17 protein-coding genes and 1 riboswitch are annotated in these 19,144 nt (G+C 43.5%); of the genes, 12 read left to right on the top strand and 5 right to left on the bottom strand.

From position 1 onward, the window contains the following. The first annotated feature begins 141 nt into the window (after window positions 1–141). The 3 genes from pncA to FKG96_RS07825 all read left to right on the top strand — a co-directional run bounded on the left by pncA (window position 142) and on the right by FKG96_RS07825 (window position 2,825). Window positions 142–732, top strand: coding sequence for a bifunctional nicotinamidase/pyrazinamidase (gene pncA, locus FKG96_RS07815; protein ID WP_149105293.1), 591 nt, complete (start codon window positions 142–144; stop codon window positions 730–732). A 227-nt stretch (window positions 733–959) separates the two neighbouring features. After that, window positions 960–1,793 carry an MOSC domain-containing protein gene (locus tag FKG96_RS07820; RefSeq protein WP_130856335.1) on the top strand — a complete coding sequence of 278 codons (834 nt, stop codon included), beginning with the start codon at window positions 960–962 and terminating at the stop codon, window positions 1,791–1,793. 301 nt (window positions 1,794–2,094) lie between these two features. Continuing rightward, a riboswitch (TPP riboswitch) is annotated at window positions 2,095–2,189 on the top strand. A gap of 48 nt (window positions 2,190–2,237) precedes the next feature. Continuing rightward, on the top strand, window positions 2,238–2,825 hold the full coding sequence (locus tag FKG96_RS07825; protein WP_242627204.1) for a CDP-alcohol phosphatidyltransferase family protein: 588 nt from the start codon (window positions 2,238–2,240) through the stop codon (window positions 2,823–2,825). Here FKG96_RS07825 and FKG96_RS07830 read toward each other — a convergent pair. Both FKG96_RS07830 and FKG96_RS07835 read right to left on the bottom strand, forming a co-directional pair. Then, complete coding sequence (locus tag FKG96_RS07830) at window positions 2,822–6,871, bottom strand: chemotaxis protein CheB (RefSeq protein ID WP_130856336.1); 4,050 nt, start codon at window positions 6,869–6,871, stop codon at window positions 2,822–2,824. The two genes, FKG96_RS07825 and FKG96_RS07830, sit on opposite strands and share 4 nt — an antisense overlap. 27 nt (window positions 6,872–6,898) lie before the next feature. Then, entirely contained in the window at window positions 6,899–8,401 is a 1,503-nt protein-coding gene (locus FKG96_RS07835; RefSeq protein ID WP_130856337.1) for a GAF domain-containing protein, read from the bottom strand. Between the two features lie 282 nt (window positions 8,402–8,683). Here FKG96_RS07835 and FKG96_RS07840 point away from each other — a divergent pair, with 282 nt between their 5' ends. Further along, a complete protein-coding gene (locus FKG96_RS07840; protein ID WP_013665435.1) occupies window positions 8,684–8,938 on the top strand; it encodes a hypothetical protein in 255 nt (84 codons plus the stop codon). A 45-nt stretch (window positions 8,939–8,983) separates the two neighbouring features. Here FKG96_RS07840 and FKG96_RS07845 read toward each other — a convergent pair whose 3' ends face one another. Further along, window positions 8,984–9,199, bottom strand: coding sequence for a CsbD family protein (locus FKG96_RS07845; RefSeq protein WP_013665436.1), 216 nt, complete (start codon window positions 9,197–9,199; stop codon window positions 8,984–8,986). A 245-nt stretch (window positions 9,200–9,444) separates the two neighbouring features. Here FKG96_RS07845 and FKG96_RS07850 point away from each other — a divergent pair, with 245 nt between their 5' ends. From FKG96_RS07850 to FKG96_RS07875, 6 genes are all read left to right on the top strand, one after another. Further along, a complete protein-coding gene (locus FKG96_RS07850; RefSeq protein WP_013665437.1) occupies window positions 9,445–9,900 on the top strand; it encodes a hypothetical protein in 456 nt (151 codons plus the stop codon). 206 nt (window positions 9,901–10,106) lie between these two features. Then, on the top strand, window positions 10,107–11,351 hold the full coding sequence (locus FKG96_RS07855; RefSeq protein ID WP_149105294.1) for a ribulose-bisphosphate carboxylase large subunit family protein: 1,245 nt from the start codon (window positions 10,107–10,109) through the stop codon (window positions 11,349–11,351). Between the two features lie 2 nt (window positions 11,352–11,353). Further along, window positions 11,354–12,751: a four-carbon acid sugar kinase family protein gene (locus FKG96_RS07860; RefSeq protein ID WP_246860251.1), complete on the top strand. Its 1,398-nt coding sequence runs from the start codon at window positions 11,354–11,356 to the stop codon at window positions 12,749–12,751. 12 nt (window positions 12,752–12,763) lie between these two features. Further along, window positions 12,764–13,426, top strand: a complete 663-nt coding sequence (locus FKG96_RS07865; protein WP_130856338.1) for an aspartate/glutamate racemase family protein — start codon at window positions 12,764–12,766, stop codon at window positions 13,424–13,426. 8 nt (window positions 13,427–13,434) lie between these two features. Then, complete coding sequence (locus tag FKG96_RS07870) at window positions 13,435–14,721, top strand: bile acid:sodium symporter family protein (protein WP_165446984.1); 1,287 nt, start codon at window positions 13,435–13,437, stop codon at window positions 14,719–14,721. A gap of 74 nt (window positions 14,722–14,795) precedes the next feature. Then, window positions 14,796–15,689 carry a glycoside hydrolase family 43 protein gene (locus FKG96_RS07875; RefSeq protein WP_149105295.1) on the top strand — a complete coding sequence of 298 codons (894 nt, stop codon included), beginning with the start codon at window positions 14,796–14,798 and terminating at the stop codon, window positions 15,687–15,689. Window positions 15,690–15,696: 7 nt separating this feature from the next. On the opposite strand, the gene FKG96_RS07880 is transcribed toward FKG96_RS07875, so the two are convergent. Further along, entirely contained in the window at window positions 15,697–17,067 is a 1,371-nt protein-coding gene (locus FKG96_RS07880) for an alpha-L-fucosidase (protein WP_130856340.1), read from the bottom strand. A gap of 283 nt (window positions 17,068–17,350) precedes the next feature. On the opposite strand from FKG96_RS07880, the gene FKG96_RS07885 reads away from it, so the two are divergent. Both FKG96_RS07885 and FKG96_RS07890 read left to right on the top strand, forming a co-directional pair. Further along, complete coding sequence (locus FKG96_RS07885; protein WP_041388145.1) at window positions 17,351–17,707, top strand: PleD family two-component system response regulator; 357 nt, start codon at window positions 17,351–17,353, stop codon at window positions 17,705–17,707. 114 nt (window positions 17,708–17,821) lie between these two features. Further along, a complete protein-coding gene (locus FKG96_RS07890; protein WP_130856341.1) occupies window positions 17,822–18,436 on the top strand; it encodes a LuxR C-terminal-related transcriptional regulator in 615 nt (204 codons plus the stop codon). Here the strand turns inward: FKG96_RS07890 and FKG96_RS07895 are convergent. Next, window positions 18,433–19,140, bottom strand: coding sequence for a DUF421 domain-containing protein (locus tag FKG96_RS07895; protein WP_130856342.1), 708 nt, complete (start codon window positions 19,138–19,140; stop codon window positions 18,433–18,435). The genes FKG96_RS07890 and FKG96_RS07895 overlap by 4 nt on opposite strands. Window positions 19,141–19,144: the final 4 nt, after the last annotated feature.

Genomic DNA, 19,144 nt, shown 5'->3' on the forward strand with positions numbered 1-19,144 from the left:
GGCTTATAGCTTGATTAGCCAATGTGATGATGAACAGGCTAGTGGCTGAAAGCTAAAAGCTAATGCCTAAAGCCTATTGCCTAAGGCTTATAGCCTAAAAGGAAAATACGTATTTTTGAAAGTAAGTGAATAGTATCTGAAATGAAAGCACTAATTATTATCGATATACAACTCGATTTTTTGCCGGGAGGCGCTCTTGCGGTGGAACGAGGGGACGAAGTTATTCCGATTATCAATGAATTGCAATCGTCTTACAAGTTAGTAGTAGCTACGCAGGATTGGCATCCGGCAAATCATAAAAGTTTTTTTACTGAACATCTGGGAAAGCAGGTTTTTGAGCGAATTCAATGGAATGGCTTGGAGCAAGTGCTTTGGCCGGTACACTGTGTACAGGGAACAGAGGGAGCGGCCTTAGCACCGAAACTGTCAACGAATGCGGTCGAAGCTATTTTTAGAAAGGGCATGGATCAACATATTGATAGCTACAGCGGCTTTTTTGATAATGGAAGGAAGAAATCGACAGGTATGGCGGACTTTTTAAAGGGAAGAGGTGTAACAGAAGTAGCAGTTTGTGGTCTTGCAGCCGATTATTGCGTCTATTATACAGCCAATGATGCCCTTGACCTGGGATTTAAAGCCGGTATTATTGAACACGCCTCCCGTGCCATTGATCCGGAACGATATCAACGGCTGAAGCTCGATTTCCAAGAAAAAGGAGGACAGATTTTATAAGTATTACAAATAGAATGCTTTGTCGTGCCTCCTCGCAGAAACGCTCCTATCCACGTCCTTGCCTGCCTACCGCAGGCAGGCGACATGAAGAAGTGGAGTCTGGAAAGAAGTGAAGCAATCTAGGTATTATAAGCAGGCGTCATTTCCGATAATCATATTAAAAATATCCCACGTTCATTTGAAAACCACGCAAGCGTTTCTATTTTTGTTTACTATACTCATAGCCTATGCTAAAAATTAGCGAACTCTTTATTTATCCGATCAAATCGTTGGGTGGTATTGCGCTTTCGGAGGCCGAAGTCACCGATAGAGGCTTTAAATACGATCGGCGATGGATGTTGATCGATGAAAACAATCAATTTCTTACGCAACGCGTCCACCCGCAAATGGCTTTGTTTAAGCTTGAGATGGGGGGTGATGGCTTGTCGGTAACGCATCCTGAACGGGGGAAAATGCATATACCTTTTGAGCCGGTTGAAGCTCAATTAAGCGAAGTTGTCATCTGGGAAGATACTTGTCAAGCGGTTTCCGTGAGCCGTGAGGTGGATGCCTGGTTTAGTGATGCCCTGGGCTTGACCTGCCGATTGGTGTATATGCCTGACAGTACCACGCGCGAAGTGGATCAACGCTACGCGCCTAAAGGCATGATTACTTCTTTTTCGGATGCTTACCCTTTTTTGATAATAGGACAAGCATCGTTGGATGACTTAAACGCCCGGCTGGAGATCGCTCTTCCCATGAATCGCTTTAGGCCTAATATCGTATTTACAGGGGGCGCTGCCTTTGAAGAGGATCGCATGAACCATATACGAATTGGTGGCACGATCGATTTTTACGGCGTTAAGCTTTGTGCGCGGTGTGTGATGACTACAATTGATCAACAAAGTGCAAAAAAGGCGAAAGAACCGTTAAAAACATTGGCCTCGTACCGTTCAAGGGAAAAGAAAATTCTATTCGGACAGAATCTTATACATCAAGGTAGTGGTTTTGTTAAGGTTGGCGACCCTTTGGAAGTGCTGAGTACCCACACGGAGGAACGTTTTATAGTGGGAGGTAGTTGAGTAGTTGGGGCTTTAAATGGTTGAGTTGTTAAATAGTTAAGTCGTTAAATAGTTGAGTAGTTAAATGGTTGGCTTGTTAAATAGTTGGGTGGTTGAATGGTTCATTCGTTGAGCAGACTTATCATAGGAATGGCTGACAGTTACGATAGCAATAGCAGGAGGACGTTACGCGTAGGGCAAACTATTCACTATTAACAATTCCCTTATTCACTGTTTATAGCTTATAGCCTATAGCGTAAAGCTTTTAGCTTTTTTAAAAAAAAATCCAAACAAAAAAGAGACCACTATGTTATCTATATAGATTTTTTTAAAGGGGTGGCTTTTAATAAGTCTGAGAATAAACCCATTGAACCTGATTTGGGTAATGCCAACGAAGGAATTAAAAAAGTCAAGGCGGCCTAGGTAGAAACTTGGGCCGTCTTTTTTAGTGCAAAAGGCTTGTATATGCATAAGGGAAGCTATTATATGGTTAACGGCATTACGTTTTATCGTTTAATAGCCGCTCCTTTTCTCCTGTTTCTTATTTTTTCTGAACAGCTTAACTGGTTCAAATGGTTACTAGCCTTCAGCTTTTTTACCGATGCCATCGACGGGTTTTTGGCTAGAAAGTACAAGGTTGTGAGTGTTATGGGCGCCAAGATGGACTCCATTGCGGACGATTTAACCATATTGGTGGCCGTTATTGGGCTATTTGTCTATCACAAGGATTTCCTATACAGGGAGTATAGTTGGATACTCGTATTGCTTATTCTCTTTCTCATTCAAGTTGGCTCAGCGTTGATTCGTTACGGAAAATTTACCAGCTTTCATACCTACCTCGCTAAAGTGGCCGCCGTTGCCCAAGCACTTTTCTTAATACCGTCATTTTTTCTTACCACGCCTTCTTTACCCTTATTTTATATCGCGATCGCCTTGACGACTTTAGATCTACTCGAAGAAACCATCATGGTGTGGCTGTTGCCCAAGTGGAAAGCCGACGTCAAGGGGATAAAGGAAGCGCTGCGAGTGCGACGGAAGCAAAATCCAAGCTAGGCCTGTTGAATGGGTAGACTGAACCAAAACGTGGAACCTTCGCCTGGTGAACTGACTGCGCCGATTTGACCCTGATGACGCTTAATGATGTCCGACGAAATGAACAGGCCTAAACCCAGTCCTGAAAATTGTGACGACGATTCCTCTACGCGGAAAAAGCGGTCAAATACCAGATCGAGCTTTTCCTGTGGTATGCCGATGCCGTAATCTTTTACCGAAATCTTCACTTCGGACTCGTTCCGTTCTGTAAATAAGTCAACCTTGTCCGCTTTGGGCGAATACTTGATGGCATTGGTCAAAAAATTAATCAATACCTGCTCAATGCGGTTTTTATCGGCATATACATCGACATCTATATTGCCGTGTATTTGAATCGTATGGCCCCCCATATTTTTTACCTCGTACACACAATCTTGTATCAATTCATTGATGTTAAACGTTGATTTCTGTAAGATAATCTTTCCTGCCTGAATCTTCGTTACGTCCAGCAGATTTTCGATTAAGAAAGTAATCTTGTCGACCTGCTGATTAGCTTTCGCTACAAATGTTTTAAGCATACCATTGGGCCCGCCTTTTTCCGCTAGTCGATCGATAAGCTGCAAGCTGGCTTTCATGCTTGTAATAGGCGTTTTTAATTCGTGGCTGGCAATGCTCATAAACTCATCCTTCTTGGTAGCTAATTCCCTGGTAGCTAACTCGGCTTCTTTTAATGTACTTACATCCATTAATGAGCTGATTACTCGAAAAGGCATACCGGACTCATTATTCAGGATAAAACTTCTATCGAACACGTGGCAGTAAGAGCCATCCCCTTTGTGAAAACGATATTCGCCGCTCCATTGTTCGGCACCTTGGTTAATCGCTTTAAGCAAATCTTTTCGTACAGCTTTCACATCCTCGGGATGGATTTTGCTGAACCATTGATTGATTTCCTTTAAATTCTCTTCCGACTTATAGGCGAAGATGGAATAGAAATTATCGCTGTACCATACCGTATTATTAACAAGATCCCAATCGCGTATGCAGTCGTTGGTGGCACGAGCTACCAACCGAAAACGTTCTTCGCTGAGGGCCAATTCCGCTGTTCTTTTCGCTACCTCGTCTTCCAAGCCACTATTCAGATTCTTTAACTGTTCGCGGGTAACAACCAGTTCATTATAGTTTTTGCGCAGTCTGTCTGTCGTCTCTCGTTGCAGGGTAATATCATTAAAAGTGAGCGCCAGGCCGTCTCTCATTTTAACCATACTTATCTCAAACCACTGTTCGCGGTTGTCGATCTGTAAATTACAGGCAATCTTACGAGCAGTTCCGGAAGAATAGGTGTCAAGTAGTTTTTTGGTGACCCGCTGGCCGAGGCGTTTGCTTAAATGCCCGAAAAAGGACGGATGTTCTTTATGAATAGCTAGTTTATCTAACAGATTGATTCCTGCTTCATTCTGGGTGAGCAAGGCAAATTGTTGATCGGGGCTTGAAGCGTCTTTATTGACCGCTAGCACAAATATGGCTTCTAAGCTGGCATCAAATACGGCTTTGATGATGCTGTTCAGGTTTTCCAAAGCGGAAATATCAATGAAGCTTAATACAAGGCCATCAATCTCTTTGTCGCGCCGAACAAAAGGATAAATACGCATAAGGTAGATGCGGCTATCCTGTAATTGCACCTCTTTTTCGTAAAAGCCTTTGTCGCTTTGCGCTTTCTTAATATCTTCCAACAGGTTATCATTGGCAAGATTATTGGAAATATGGCCGATGGGCCGTCCGATGTCACCTTCTATTAAATTAATCAGGCGCATGGCTTGCGGGTTAAACTTCCGGATTTTTAAATCCTTGTCCAGAAATACCTGACCGACCTCCGTGCTTTTGAAGTAATTGTCAAGGTCATCATTCAACTCGATGAGCTCCTTAATCTTCAGCTGGTGCTCCGTGTTTAATGTATGCAACTCCTCATTGAGCGACTGCAACTCTTCGTTGGAACTTTGTAACTCTTCGTTACTGGATAATAATTCTTCATTGGAGCTCTGGAGTTCTTCATTGGTTGTCTCCAATCCTTCTATCGCCAATTGCAAATTATTACGTGTTTCGCTCAATTGCTCTTCCAGCTCTTGAATGTAGCGCTTTTCATCCGGGGAATCGCTGCGCGGCGTAAACGTCGATAGGGGTTCATGTTCCCGCAGCGGGATGGTTGCATCAATAAAGACCAGCATGGATAAATGCTCGTGTGGAGGTGCCGCTGGGTGTATGTGAATATTTACATGATTGATCTGGTCATTCTTATGGAAGCTTAAGCCGGTTAACGATACTTTTATTCCTTCTTGTCTCGATTCACGTATGGCATTGCTCAATGGTAGTTTTACCTCCTCGGGAACCATACTGAGGATATTCAAATTCAGCTTTTTTTTGGGAAGGCTCAAATAATTGTGGTAGTTGCCGAGGGTTTCTTTGACCTCATTGTAGCCGTCTATATAGATAACGGTATAACCGAGTTCGTCCAACATGAGTTGTTGAAAATCACGACGAAGGCTTTCACTGACACTCAGTGATTCAGTGGCTTTCCTGGGAACATACGAAGTGCTGACGGTACCAAGTGCATTGCCATATTCACCCAAGTACTTTTTCAGTTGATGTGGTGATCTTTTGAAAATTTTCCATTTGCCCGATATTTGCTCAAACCCATTTTCAAGAGCCCCGGTGGTTTCACTGGGTCCTAAAAATAAGGCACCGCCCGGTTTCAGGGCAAAATGAAAGATCGACAATATTTTCTCTTGCAATACCTTGTTCATGTAGATCAGCATATTGCGACAACTGATCAGATCGTTCTTTATAAAAGCCGGATCTTTGATGACATTATGGTGAGCGAAAACAACTTGCTTTCGAATACGTGGTATAACGGTATAGTGATTATCCTCTAGCGTGAAATAGCGTTTCAATATCGAAGAGGGTACATCTTTTTCAATGGATAAGGGATATCGATTTCTGCTGGCAAGTCGAATGTTACTTTCATCGACATCGGTGGCAAAAATCTTTACCGGAAGCCGAGTTGCCGTCTGCTGAAGGTATTGATCCAGCGATATGGCCAATGAATAGGCTTCCTCGCCGGTACTACAGGCACAAACCCATATCTTAAAGGTCTCCCCGGTTGCTTTTTGCTTGACCAGCGATGGGTAAACTTGTTCTTCTAGGTAACGGAACGCTTCGGGGTCCCGAAAAAAACGCGTCACATTGATTAATAAATCATTTGCTAAACTATGCACCTCGTCCGCATTTCCTTCCAGGAATTCGATGTATTTTTGAACGCTTTTTATTTGCTGCAGCCGTATGCGCCGCGAAATACGGCGGATAATCGTCGGCGTTTTATAATAATTGAAGTCGCGATCACTGTTTTCATGCACCAGCGCTAAAATACGATCCACCTGTTGATCGTTCAGCTCACCGCTCAGCGCTTCATCTTCCCCATTCATGAGCTGTATATAATCCAGCATCTGCTGAGGCATTTCCTTAGGAGACAATATCGCATCCGCATAGCCACTCATAATGGCCATATTAGGCATGCCGTCAAATTTAGCTGTATTCGGCTCTTGTACGAGCACATAGCCTTTGTTCTTTTTTATAGCCTGAATACCTTTGGTACCATCACTTCCCGTACCGGAGAGGATGACGGCAATGGCCCTTTCCTGTTGGTCATTTGCCAGCGAGTCCAAAAAAATATCAATGGCGTTGTTGGGAACATTGTTGACCACTTTTTCGGCTAAGCATAAGGTCCCATTATGAATGGTCATGCTCATCCGATTAGGGATGACATAAATAGCCGCTCGCTCCACCGCCATATTGTCTTTGGCTTCCAGCACTTTCATTTGGGTATGCTTGGAAACCAATTCCACTAAAAGACTCTTATAATCGGGCGATAAATGTTGTATAATGATAAAAGATAATTGTGAAAAATCCTGTACGGCATCGAAAAAGCTATTGATAGCTTCTAAGCCACCGGCAGAGGCTCCAATGGCTACTATATAATGGGCCGTTTCTCTTATATCCTTTTTTTCGGTCATAGAAAGATGATACTGCAATAATAATAATTATTCCTGCGCATTTTTACTTAAATACTCAAATACGTAGAGTCGGATGGCGTGAGCTGCCTCTTTTTCTTCCTCTTTCCAAGGGATGGATGAGTTCTTCACCTCTTGTTTCCAAATCCGGAAGGAATTACGTGGATGATAAGTGCCGGCATCCTGCTCGAAATTCACGGCTTCGTTTGGATTTCCTCCCCAGTCAATGGTATAAGGGTGTTCAGATCTAAAACACAACAGATAATTTCCCTTGTGTTTGTCTATTTCGATGGCCAATAAACCGCTGGCCATATTCGAGTACGCTTGCGCTTCTTCAAATTCATTTGTCATACTATTACTAACAAAAACCGGTTCTAATTGCTTTTCCTGTAACCAAAAGACAAGGTTTTGTAATTGCTCTTCGGTTGGAACAGCGCCGGTGCTATAGTATTTATTGTCGTATATTAATACGGCCCCTTGCGCACTAAATAGTTTCAATAAATGATATTCGTTATCAAAAAGTGCTTTTTCAAGGGAAACTTCGCGGTATAGATTGCGAAGGATAGCATTTTTATGAGTTGAGATGGTGCTGTTGAAAGCAAAGGTCTCGGCATTTAACAGATTGGCAAGTTGTTTCGAAACAAAATCAGCCAGTAGCTCAAACTGACAGCAGGTTTCGAAATTCGGGTAGCGCGGTGTATTATGATGAAAGGAGATCAGCCCCCAAAGTGTATCATTTACGAGAAGCCGCACAGACATGCTGGCATCTACTTCCATATTATGCAGGTATTCCAAATGCACCGGTGCAACACTCCGTAGATGGCAATCAGACAAATCAACAAACGACATACTGAGTGGGTTGATAATCGGGTAAAGCTTTACCGGTTCATAATGGGAGGTCGGTATCAAGCGATAGGGGCTTTTTTTATAGAGTTCTCTTGCGCTCTTCGGAATATCGGAAGCCGGGAATTGTTGGCCTAAATAGCTCACCTTCCCGCTATGGTTTGCCTCCGCAACGACTTTTCCATTCCAATTTTCATCGAACTGATAAATCATCACGCGATCAAAACCTGAAAGTAGCTGGAATTGATGGGCCGTAGCTGATAAAAGTGTGGGCAGGTCATGCTTTTGTTCTAGCTCTGCAAAATTATACCGAAGCGCTTGATAAATTTCCAAAAAACTTTTTTCTTCGCTTGTGGGGCTTAATTCTACTAATAGATAAGGCCCTTTCATATGGATTAGCGCTAAAAATAAGCTGTCGGCCAAACGTAGACGAAACGGAATCTTTTGACTGCTGAAGTGGTTGCCGGTAAGCCTTTCAGTATGCAGCGGTTCGTCCAGCCAATCATTGATAGTGGTTCCGATAATGGCATCTAGGGGCTGATTGAATAGCGCTGCTATGTTTTCGCTTACTTGTACGATCTCCAAATGTTCCGGATCTAAAACTAAGAGATACCCATGAGGCTGAATTAAATTAACATTATGTAGGGGTATTTTTCCGCAAAATTCAGCATCATAGTTTCTGATCGTCATGTTATCGTTCTCCTGTAATTTGTAGCGCTTTTTCGTAAAAGTACTATTTAATAAATTAATTGTTGTCTCTTCCGGTTTACAAAGTACCCTTAAGGGACTAAATCGGACTTAATCATCTTAATAAAACGAAGAAGCAAAACTTTTGTTTCATCCTGTTAGGATATTTTTTTTCTTTAGACGAAACGATTTGATTGCCTATCTGCCGTTTCAATTTCGTGTAGACCGTGGTTGACGCCAAACAATAACCGGGACATTGGGTTATCTTAAAAAAGAGCTGCGATTATGGCATTGAAGGAACCGATCTTGAAGCTGCTGCGTAAAAAGTATGATCCATTATCTTTGGTGGAATTAACTTTTCAGCGTTACGATCTGATGTTTAAAACCGATGAAGAGGGGAGGCCTATTTTGCTTTTTATGGGCAAGAAGGATGCGAATGGGAATATACGGGGTGAACGATACGCTAGAAGACTTAAGTTTGACAAGGAAGGACGTCTCATTAAAGACCACTGGGATCAGAAAGGGAAAGCCACGCCTTGAGTGAAACAAGGGGCCTGGTTGCCCATTTTAGCCCCTTGTTGTTCGTTAAGCTCTTAATTTAAGATCGGAAATAAAGGAGAGGTGATTGAGATAGTCAACGATATCCTCTCTACTTTTTCCTGTTTTCTGCTCTAAACGATGAACCAGCTCGATCTCTTTACCTTCTTCATAGTATAGGTCATCTTCCGTGAGCTCACTCCATTTCGTTCTTATCTGATTTTTAATCTGTCGCCATGATCTTTTTAATTTCCATTCACTCATATGCATTTCATGTTAGGTAAACGTATAGACGTAAATTTCACTTACTTTGTTTGCAAGCTAAGAATTATTTATTTCTTTTTAGTGACGTATACTGTGATTATTTCAATAATTTACACAGGGAAGCGGTGTTTGCGTGGTATGAAACTGGTTGGTATACAGTTTTTTCACAATTGGGTCTCAATTTTTTCTTTTTAACTAACGAACTTATTACTTTTGTCTCAGTAGAATCAACCTAAATTAATCTCATGACAAAAAATCCGCTGTTAGATGAGCAAACAATCGCCTTTCTGAAAGAGTTCGCTGAAAGTATTCGTGCCGAAATTGACGCCATACAATGTACCATTGATATCGTGCAGAAACGAAAGCAAATTTCTGTTTTTCATGAACCCAAAATGACGGATGCTGCAACAGAAGAGGCGGTTTCTTCCCCAGCGAAATGGAGGAGAGGTGTTCTGGTGCCTGTTGAAAAATTCGACCCTTTCGGTAAATTGGATAGAAAAATTGCCTATGCGCTCACACGTTTAGGAACGGGCGACCGCGATGCCATTTTAAACGAAATCCATCAGGCGCAACCGGACCGGGATAAATACAAACTGGAGAACGCTTTGGCGGTGCGGATGAATTACCTCTTGAAGAACGGTTTTGTGGATGCGCAAAAAATCGGAAGAAAGTATCAATACCAATTGCTCAAGACGGACTGAAAGAAATAGCTGTATGCAAAAAGCTAATATGCTACAATAGCTTGCATACATACTACAATAGCACTATTGTTCTCGCTGATAAATTTGTCAGTATAAATCTAATCTGTTTGACTAGTAGATAATCAATAGGTGTAAAACGGCAAAGAACCTTTTTACGCATAGCTTACTGATTATCAATCTAGCAGATTGGATTGATTCAATAGGCTATGGAAAGAATTATTGCGAAATACTATATTGAAACTCCCTTTGATCCGGAAAAAGCGGCTTTGATCTTGGCGGGCGAACAATCGTCGGGTACCTTCGTGTCGGTTCCGGGTGAAACGGAAGATCTAAAGCGACGCTTTGCTGCGCGTGTGGAAAGCGTTCACCTGCTGGGATCGGTTTCACAGCCGGCCATTCCGAGCCCGAAGTTCACATCCGAACGGTATCAACGAGCTTATATCGAAATCTCCTGGTCGATAGAAAATTTTGGCTATAATTTACCGGTGCTTATTTCCACTTTGCAAGGGAATCTTTATGAGCTCAGTCAGTTCACGGGCTTAAAATTATTAGATATCCAATTTCCTACCGCCTATGTCGCTCATTTTGAGGGGCCTCGTTTTGGAGTGGCCGGTTCCCGAGCAAGTACAAAGGTGGACGGACGACCCTTGATCGGCACCATTATTAAACCGAGTATTGGCATGAGCCCTTCGGATAGTGCTAAATTGGTGAAAACCTTGGTGGAGGCCGGTATTGACTTCATAAAAGATGACGAACTGCAATCAGCAGCAGCTAACTCCAAGTTGGAAGATCGGGTTGACGCCATTATGCGTGTCATCAATACGCATGCGGACAAAACCGGGAAAAAGGTCATGTATGCTTTTAACATTAGCGATGAATTGGATAGCATGTTGTCTCGTTATGACTATATCGTTAGGGCAGGCGGGACCTGCGCCATGCTCAGTATCAATAGTATTGGCCTTGCCGGCGTAAAAAAAATATGTGATCAGGGTGCATTGGTTATCCACGGTCATCGGAATGGTTGGGGTATGCTGAATAGGCACCCCCTGCTGGGTATTGAATTTACGGCCTACCAAAAACTTTGGCGCTTGGCAGGCGTAGATCAGCTACATGTAAATGGAATTCAGAATAAATTCTGGGAATCGGATGACTCGGTGGTACAGTCCATCGAAGCTTGCTTAACGCCTTTATTTTCTCGTGAAACATTATTGCCCGTGGTATCTTCCGGTCAGTGGGGAGGGCAAGCCTTTGAAACCTACAGGCGTACGAAAACCATTGATTTATTGTACATGGCAGGAGGCGGGATTATGGCGCATCCCAAAGGTCCCGGTGGGGGTGTGGTGGCCTTGCAACAGGCTTGGGAGGGCGCGGTTAAAGGACTTTCCATGGAAGAGGCCGTTCGACTATATCCTGAATTTGCCCAATCGGTTCAAAAATTTGGTCAGCAATAAACATGGATGCAATGCAGGCCCCTTTCTTCGCCTATTATGGTGATGATTTTACCGGATCTACCGACGCCTTAGAATGTCTCAATCAGGCGGGGTTAAAAACCGTATTATTTATTGATGTGCCGAACGTTGAACAGTTGGCACGCTATCCCGGGATACAGGCTATTGGTGTTGCCGGCATGACGCGAACCATGGATCCGGTGGCTATGGGAAACGAGTTGTCGCAAGCCTTTGCTGCTTTAAAAGCATTGGGAGTTCGACATGTGCATTACAAAGTTTGTTCAACCTTCGACTCCTCGCCGCAAATAGGGAGTATCGGTACGGCCGCAGAAGTTGGGATCAGTGTCTTTAATCCCCGCCTTGTTCCCTTATTGGTGGCTGCCCCGCCTTTGGGAAGATTTTGTTTATTCGGTAACCTTTTTGCCAAAATGGGAATCGGTAGTCGAGGCGATATTTATCGCCTGGATCGCCACCCTGCTATCAGTTACCATCCCGTTACACCCATGCAAGAGGCGGATTTGCGTTTGCATTTATCCAAACAAACGGAATTACCCATTGGCTTGGTGGACATTTTATCGGTTCACCAGGGGGTGGAGGAAATTAGGATAAAAACGCAGGCATGCTTAGACCTGGGAATTCCGATGGTGCTTTTTGATGCTCTTCATCTTTCGGATTTAATGCCGATCGCCGAGGTGCTGGATGCATACGGCACACTGGAGAAACCCCTGTTTTCAATAGGATCTTCAGGCGTAGAAATGGCTTTCGGTATGTATTGGAAGACCAGGGGGGTGGCGAAACAAACGGTGGATTGGCCAGCTTTAAACCGTGTCGGAAAGCTTTTGGTACTTTCGGGCAGTTGCTCGCCTGTAACGGCGAAGCAAATCGAGTATGCGCTTCTTCATGGTTTTCGGGCAGTCGCTGTTCCTGCTTCTGCTGTTGATCCCGCTGCCGATTTACAAACGCTTATGCGCAGCTGTATAGAACAAACGCTTGCTTTTATGGAAGCGGGCTTTCCCGTAATTCTGCATACCAGTTTAGGTCAAGAGGATGAACGAATTGCGGAAACGCGTGAATTGCTGCGTCAAAAAGGATATGCCGAAACGGAGATAAGTGCACAAACAGCCCGCATTCACGGGCAAGTGTTAGGTGAAATTGCTCGCTATATTGCAAGGACTACTGATTTGGGACGTCTTGGCGTAGCAGGAGGCGATACCTCAAGCCTCATTGCGCGTGCTTTAGGAATAGAAGCAGTAGAGATGATTGCTCCGTTTTCACCCGGTGCACCTTTATGCCGGGCCTTCGCACCTAACACACCCTTGGATGGAATAGAAATTAATTTCAAGGGAGGACAAGTAGGGGATGAACATTATTTTATTAAGCTATGGGGCGCGAACGCTTCTTAAATATTTTATGATATGATACCAAAAACTTTAGGACTTATTCATACGTCGGCTACGTTGATTCCGGTATTTCAGCAACTATGCCAGCAATATTTGCCGGGCGTAAATCTCTTCAATATTGTAGATGATAGTTTGGTGAAGAATATTATTGCACGAGGCGGTAAACTTACGCCGTCCATCTCCAAGCGGGTGGCAGATTATGTCGCCTCAGCGGAAGATTCAGGTGCCGATTATATTCTGGTTACTTGCTCGTCCATCGGTGCTGCGGTAGAGGCGGCAGCCGACACTGTCAGGGTGCCGGTACTTAGGGTAGATCAACCGATGGCCGACCTGGCTGTACAGAAAGGTAAACGGATAGGTGTTATCGCAACGCTCCGAACTACCCTGGAGCCAACAGCCGACCTGGTGCAACGAAGAGCTGCCTTGCTAGGAAAGGAAATTGAAATAAATGCACGATTATGTGAGGGCGCATTTGAAGCCTTAATGGGTGGTGATGCCGCTAAACACGATGAATTAGTAGCAAAAGCATTGCGTCAACTGACGCAGGAAGTGGATGTTATTCTATTAGCCCAAGCAAGTATGGCACGAGTGGTTGATACATTAGCAGATGAAGATAAGGGGGTACCGATCTTAGCCAGTCCTCCTAATGCCATCCAATATATTGCAAACTTAGTCTAAGGATGCCCATGATGCATTTACGAAGAGCCTGTTTGGGAGTAAGTGGCATTGCCGCCCTTCTCCTATTACTTGGGATTGTGTTGCAAAACGAAGCCATCTGGCAACCTGCTGCGGTTTGTACCGCCTTGGGCCTAGCGGTGGGTATCGGAAGCATCGATATACTGAGAAATTACCAATACACAGCCTGGATTATTGTTGCAGTCGTTTCGGCCATGATTTATCCACGAGCTTTTATGCAATGGGGTGAAGTGGATTTGAGGAATAAATGGTTAATCCTAATCATTATACAGCTCGTTATGTTCGGTATGGGAATACAAATGAGCATTCGTGATTTTTCGGGTCTAGGTAGTACGGGCAGAGGAGTTTTGATTGGCTTAATCTGCCATTTTTCGGTGATGCCTTTGGTTGGGTATTTATTGACACGTTTGTTCCCTTTTGATGACGAAATCGCTGCCGGCATTATTCTCATAGGCTCTTGTTCGAGCGGTTTGGCTTCCAACGTGATGGTATACCTGGCGCGGGCAAACTTGGTTTTATCGGTAACGGTTACGGCGATGGCCACGCTGGCGGCACCTTTTTTAACGCCTTTGCTGATGCGTTTGCTGGCAGGGACATTGATTGAAGTGAAATTTTTGCCGATGATGCTGGAAATTATACAGATCGTCATCGTGCCTATAGGAGCGGCCCTGTTACATGATTACCTCAAAACGGCCAAGCCCGCACGAAAGAAGCTTGTGGTCGTCATCGGACTCGTCTGCGCCGGTTGGCTCTTCTCGCAGGTGCTATTTTTATGGGATTTATTAGCCTCGCATTTCTCGGTGCCGGCCGGCCAATCTTTGACTGTCCTGAACTTTTTTACGGGGGCATTTATTGTGGGCGGACTATATCACCTTCTTTATCTCCGCTTTAAGCGTATTGATCAGTTAGTGCCCTATGTATCGATGTTTGGCATTGTTTATTTCACCACGGTAACTACCGCTGCCGGCAGGGAGCATCTGTTACAAGTGGGGCTGCTCTTATTTTTGGCTTCGGTTTTGCATAATGGTGCTGGTTACTTCTTCGGTTACTGGCTTGCCCGCCTTTTTAAATTAGATAAAAATTCCGCCCGCACCATTGCTTTTGAAGTAGGTTTACAAAATGGTGGGATGGCATCGGGCTTAGCAGGAAGTATGGGTAAATTGGCAACCGTAGGTTTAGCCGCTGCTGTATTCAGTCCATGGATGAATATTTCCGGATCTTTATTGGCTAATTATTGGCGGAAAAGACCGGTCATTGATGAGAACGAAGAGAAGTAAATACCGCTAATTTCTTTTATGCAAAACTTTTAGCAAGAATCGGAGGTTTCTATTGGGAACAGCAAGGTGTGGCTATGACGGCTTTCTTTAACCCCATTATTAAACATAAATATACAGCTGATCCAACAGTTATAAGTTACGGTGATCGCGTCTACCTCTACACCGGGCATGATGATCCGCCTCCTGGAGTTGATGATTATGTAATGAACGATTGGTGCTGTTTTTCTTCGAACGACTTAATGAATTGGGAAGAGCATCCGACTCCACTAAAGGCGACCGATTTTTCCTGGGCTTCGGGTGATGCCTTCGCGTCTAATGTGGTGTGTCGTGATCACATTTTTTACTGGTATGTAGCCGTTTCCCATCGATCAATTTTCGGAAAAGCAATCGGTGTAGCGGTGTCCAATAGGCCAACAGGTCCATTTACCGATGCTAAAGGGTCGGCGCTGATTACCGGCGATATGTTACCCTGTCCCACAACGGAAAAGGCAAACCTGGATCCGAGTGTGGTCATCGATGACATCGGACAAGCTTATTTATTTTGGGGAAATACGACCTGTTATTACGCGAAGTTGAAGGCGAATATGATCGAGTTGGACAGTGACATCCAAGTGGTGAATGTCCCCGCATTTGGGGAAGGGGCACACGTCTTTAAGCGGAATGGATGGTATTACTTGATGTATGGTTATGGTTTTCCGGAAGACATAGCCTATGCCATGAGCCCCACCGTGCATGGGCCGTGGGATTTCAAAGGAGTTATCAATAAGATGCCCTATAACTGTGAAACGAATCGTGCGGCGACACTTGATTTTCAAGGAAAATCTTATTTTTTTTATCATAATGGAGCTTTAGAAGGAGGAGGCAGTCACAGACGGTCGGTCTGCCTCGACCTCCTTTCCTACAGGCCCGATGGCACCATCGAGCCGATTATCGTGACCCGAGAAGGAATAACAGCCGATGAGGGTTGATCTGACTTTACTTGGCACCGTCTATTGCTGACTTTTCTACTTTTCGAGCTGCAGGTGTTTTAAACTGTGCATGCTCAATTTTTAGTACAATTGGATTGGGCCATTGGTTGTTGGTGTAGAAACGTTGCCCATTGACAGCACTCACAGCGAGGCCGGCCGGGCTTGTGCTAGCTATTGTTTTTGCTGATAACCCTTCTTGGTACTCAACTAGCTCACTTTTGTAACCCAGTATACTCACTTTGGTCTGTTCACTTCCGATGATATAGGGAAGTAAGAAGTTTCTCCGGGCGCCATAGGCCCAATCGGATGGCTCTTCACGTGTAACGAATGCGTAAATAGTCTCGTCATTATTTGCTTGAGTAAACCAGATGTCGCCATCACGTATAGTTGGCAAGGGCTTGACCTCATAAATTGATTCTCTGTTGGCAAAGTTCCATAAGGCAATTTCACGAAGCAGGTTCTCTTGTTCTGTTTGCATGGATCCATTTGGTTTAGGGCCTACATTTAATAGAAAATTACCACCTTTCGCCCGAATTTCAATCAACATGTTGATAATCTCCGTACCGCTTTTATGTGGATCATTGGTGGCTTTGTATTGCCAGTCGGTGCCCATCGTATAACAGGCTTCCCAAGGACGAGGTAAGGGAGCGTCAGGAATATGCTGTTCAGGTGTTTTCATCAGATCGCGCGTAATCACCAGATCAGGATTGATACTCCAGGCATATTCGCGAAGTCCATCTCCCGGGCCGTCGATGAAAAGGATATCGATATTTCCATAATGGGTTAGCAATTCCTTCAACTGCGCTTTATCATAGTCAAATAAGGCTTTGTTATTTGCCGGATAATGCATAGGATGCTGTAAGCGACCTAAAGGAAGTTTCTGGCGATGAAGGAAATAAAAATCTTCCGGCGAAAAATAAATGCCGATAGCGATGCCTTGCTTTCGAAAGGCGTCAATAAGCTGCTTCGTGATATCCCCTTTATAAGGCGTATTCATTACATTAAAGGGCGTTGTCTTGGTATCAAACATACAGAAACCGGCATGATGCTTTGCGGTAAATACTACATATCTCATGCCTGCCAATTTGGCCATCATCGCCCATTCGTCGGGATTAAACTCCTTCGGGTTGAAAAAATGAGGAAGCTCTTCGATGTAGCGATTCACATAATCGTCCGATGCACCGGCTAGGGAGTGACTAATAACACCACCCAAGGAGACGTCTACGTTCCAATGAATAAACATACCGAAGGCTAAATCCTGAAACCAGGCAACTCGCTCCGGCTTGTTGTCTTTCTGTTGGGCATTCGCGCATAAGAGGATATGAAAAATCGCAAAAGATAGATAGAAACATTTGAGGCGAAGTTTTGAAAATAGCATCGTGTAGCGTTTTAAGATCCCGGTTTATCTTCAGAAACTAAATTAGCAAAACTTACGACTTTTTCTATAGGAATATAGAATTACTTTTTTAGGTATACAAACATTGGTTGGGGGAGATCATTACCTACAGCTAATTTTTTTTCGTGTAAGCTAAAACAATACGGATTTCTTCTTGTTTTTGAAAACATGAGCGTTAAGCATGTTCTTATTATTGTCTAACCTGATGAATAAGAGCCAACCCGTTCTAAGAATGAAGTCAAAAGATACTAATCAGTTTACATACATGAAACAAATAATCGTTGTAGAAGATGACAAAGATATAAGAGAATTAGTGGAATATCTATTGGTTAATGAACAATTTGATGTGAAAAGTTGTGCAAATGTAAAAGAGTTTAGGCAACGTATACAAGGTAATAAACCGAACCTCATTTTGCTAGATATCATGTTGCCGGATGGGAATGGTGTCGATCTTTGTCGAGAGCTCTATCGGGATGAAAAAACGAAGGACATTCCAGTCGTACTCATGTCAGCACACGGTAGGCGCAATTTAGTTGAAACGGAGCATTGTGTGCGCGATTTTATCGAAAAACCTTTCGATATCGACCATTTCATTAATACCATTAATCACTACAGTGTGTAATTGACTTTAAACAATTCCACGGTTTTTCCCAAGTCATTTTTTTTAAAGAAAGAAACTACAATGACTATAATTTTGTTACTATGACAGTATTTAATTGTTAGTTAAATTTGAAACATGAAGATTGCTGTCGTAGATTATAATCCGATCCATCGGGAAGGCGTAAAAAAGACCCTCGAAAAACACGATTTAGACGTTGTATTTGCCGGGCAACACTTGGATGACTTACCGAAGAGCACGGAATTACTGCTTTGTTTTGTGGATCAGTACGGAAATCAACGATGGCAAAATTGCATTCAGCAAGCGGTTGCCTCCGGATTGAAAGTAATAGTTTATGATATTGCTTCGAACCTACAAAGACCAGCCCTGTTTAAAAAACTAGGTGCGCATGGTTATCTTTCCAGTACGTTTAATTTAGATGATTTTCCGCAGGTTTTAAGGGTTGTTAAAAAAAACAACTTTTTTATCGATCCATCTTTACCCTTTTTGTTTTTTGAACGTTTGGCACCTTACGAAAATTATTTGGATGCATTTAATCCTAACGTTGCCTTAACCGATCAGGAAAATGAGGTACTGGATCTATTAATCGAGGGTTATACTACAAAGGAAATCTCGAAACGTTTAACAAGCAATAAAAGATTGATCGATGAGACAAAAGAAAAAATTTTTGCGAAGATAGGTGCTGTAGACAACTTGAGCCTGATATTGTATCGCATTTGTAGCCGGCTTTAGAAAGAACTTTCGCGACTCGGTTTTTCACTTCGATAAATGGCTTGCACCCAACTGGACTTCCCGCAATTTTTACAGCTTGTATCTTTGCCCTGATCCAAGCCACAGTAAGCGCAGACGGTTTGATCGGTAAGCTGAAAGCGATGTAGGTAAGCCGTATCGTTCGCAGGAATAATGGATAAACCGGCGAGGTCGTCTTCATTTTCAATTAAGGTAAAGCTGCCGTTGGGCTCAATGTAAAGTCTTTTCACCTGACCTAGATGAACGATATGCTCGGAACGCAATTGTGCAAAAACGCGTTCTCGGGTCAATGTAGTGCTTCTTATATTTTGCAGGCATAGGACTCCGTTTTCAACCAACGTATCGATATTACCTTGACTAATGCGCTCGAATTTTTCGCTCTTACTGGCTCGCTTGGCGATTATACGGCCAAAAAAAACGACTACGATCGCGATAATAATGGCTGGGAGAATACCTCGTTCCGGTGACTGAATGGGAACCCCAATAGCAGCGGCTAAGGTGACAAGGGAGGCCTGTTCGGTGCGACTTAACTGGCCTGCCATACGACTGCCGATTAGACGGAAGCCGATCATAAGGATCGCATAAATAACAATGGTGCGGATAACGATTTCAATAAAGAAGGCACCTGGGGCCTCTCCTATAAATACTCTCAGCCAGTCGCCAAGTTGAATGTCTTCTTTTTTCATCGGA

The organism is Olivibacter sp. LS-1 (assembly GCF_008245145.1).
GTDB classification, from domain to species: Bacteria; Bacteroidota; Bacteroidia; order Sphingobacteriales; family Sphingobacteriaceae; genus Olivibacter; species Olivibacter oleidegradans.

Coding starts and splice junctions, on each gene's coding strand:
- FKG96_RS07845 (WP_013665436.1), bottom strand. CDS start 9,199: ATGAGTGAATGGAAATTAAAAAGATCATGGCGACAGATTAAAAATCAG.
- FKG96_RS07875 (WP_149105295.1), top strand. CDS start 14,796: ATGACGGCTTTCTTTAACCCCATTATTAAACATAAATATACAGCTGAT.
- FKG96_RS07890 (WP_130856341.1), top strand. CDS start 17,822: ATGAAGATTGCTGTCGTAGATTATAATCCGATCCATCGGGAAGGCGTA.
- FKG96_RS07840 (WP_013665435.1), top strand. CDS start 8,684: ATGGCATTGAAGGAACCGATCTTGAAGCTGCTGCGTAAAAAGTATGAT.
- FKG96_RS07820 (WP_130856335.1), top strand. CDS start 960: ATGCTAAAAATTAGCGAACTCTTTATTTATCCGATCAAATCGTTGGGT.
- FKG96_RS07870 (WP_165446984.1), top strand. CDS start 13,435: ATGATGCATTTACGAAGAGCCTGTTTGGGAGTAAGTGGCATTGCCGCC.
- FKG96_RS07855 (WP_149105294.1), top strand. CDS start 10,107: ATGGAAAGAATTATTGCGAAATACTATATTGAAACTCCCTTTGATCCG.
- FKG96_RS07880 (WP_130856340.1), bottom strand. CDS start 17,067: ATGCTATTTTCAAAACTTCGCCTCAAATGTTTCTATCTATCTTTTGCG.
- FKG96_RS07850 (WP_013665437.1), top strand. CDS start 9,445: ATGACAAAAAATCCGCTGTTAGATGAGCAAACAATCGCCTTTCTGAAA.
- FKG96_RS07865 (WP_130856338.1), top strand. CDS start 12,764: ATGATACCAAAAACTTTAGGACTTATTCATACGTCGGCTACGTTGATT.
- FKG96_RS07835 (WP_130856337.1), bottom strand. CDS start 8,401: ATGACGATCAGAAACTATGATGCTGAATTTTGCGGAAAAATACCCCTA.
- FKG96_RS07895 (WP_130856342.1), bottom strand. CDS start 19,140: ATGAAAAAAGAAGACATTCAACTTGGCGACTGGCTGAGAGTATTTATA.
- FKG96_RS07860 (WP_246860251.1), top strand. CDS start 11,354: ATGGATGCAATGCAGGCCCCTTTCTTCGCCTATTATGGTGATGATTTT.
- FKG96_RS07830 (WP_130856336.1), bottom strand. CDS start 6,871: ATGACCGAAAAAAAGGATATAAGAGAAACGGCCCATTATATAGTAGCC.
- pncA (WP_149105293.1), top strand. CDS start 142: ATGAAAGCACTAATTATTATCGATATACAACTCGATTTTTTGCCGGGA.
- FKG96_RS07885 (WP_041388145.1), top strand. CDS start 17,351: ATGAAACAAATAATCGTTGTAGAAGATGACAAAGATATAAGAGAATTA.
- FKG96_RS07825 (WP_242627204.1), top strand. CDS start 2,238: ATGCATAAGGGAAGCTATTATATGGTTAACGGCATTACGTTTTATCGT.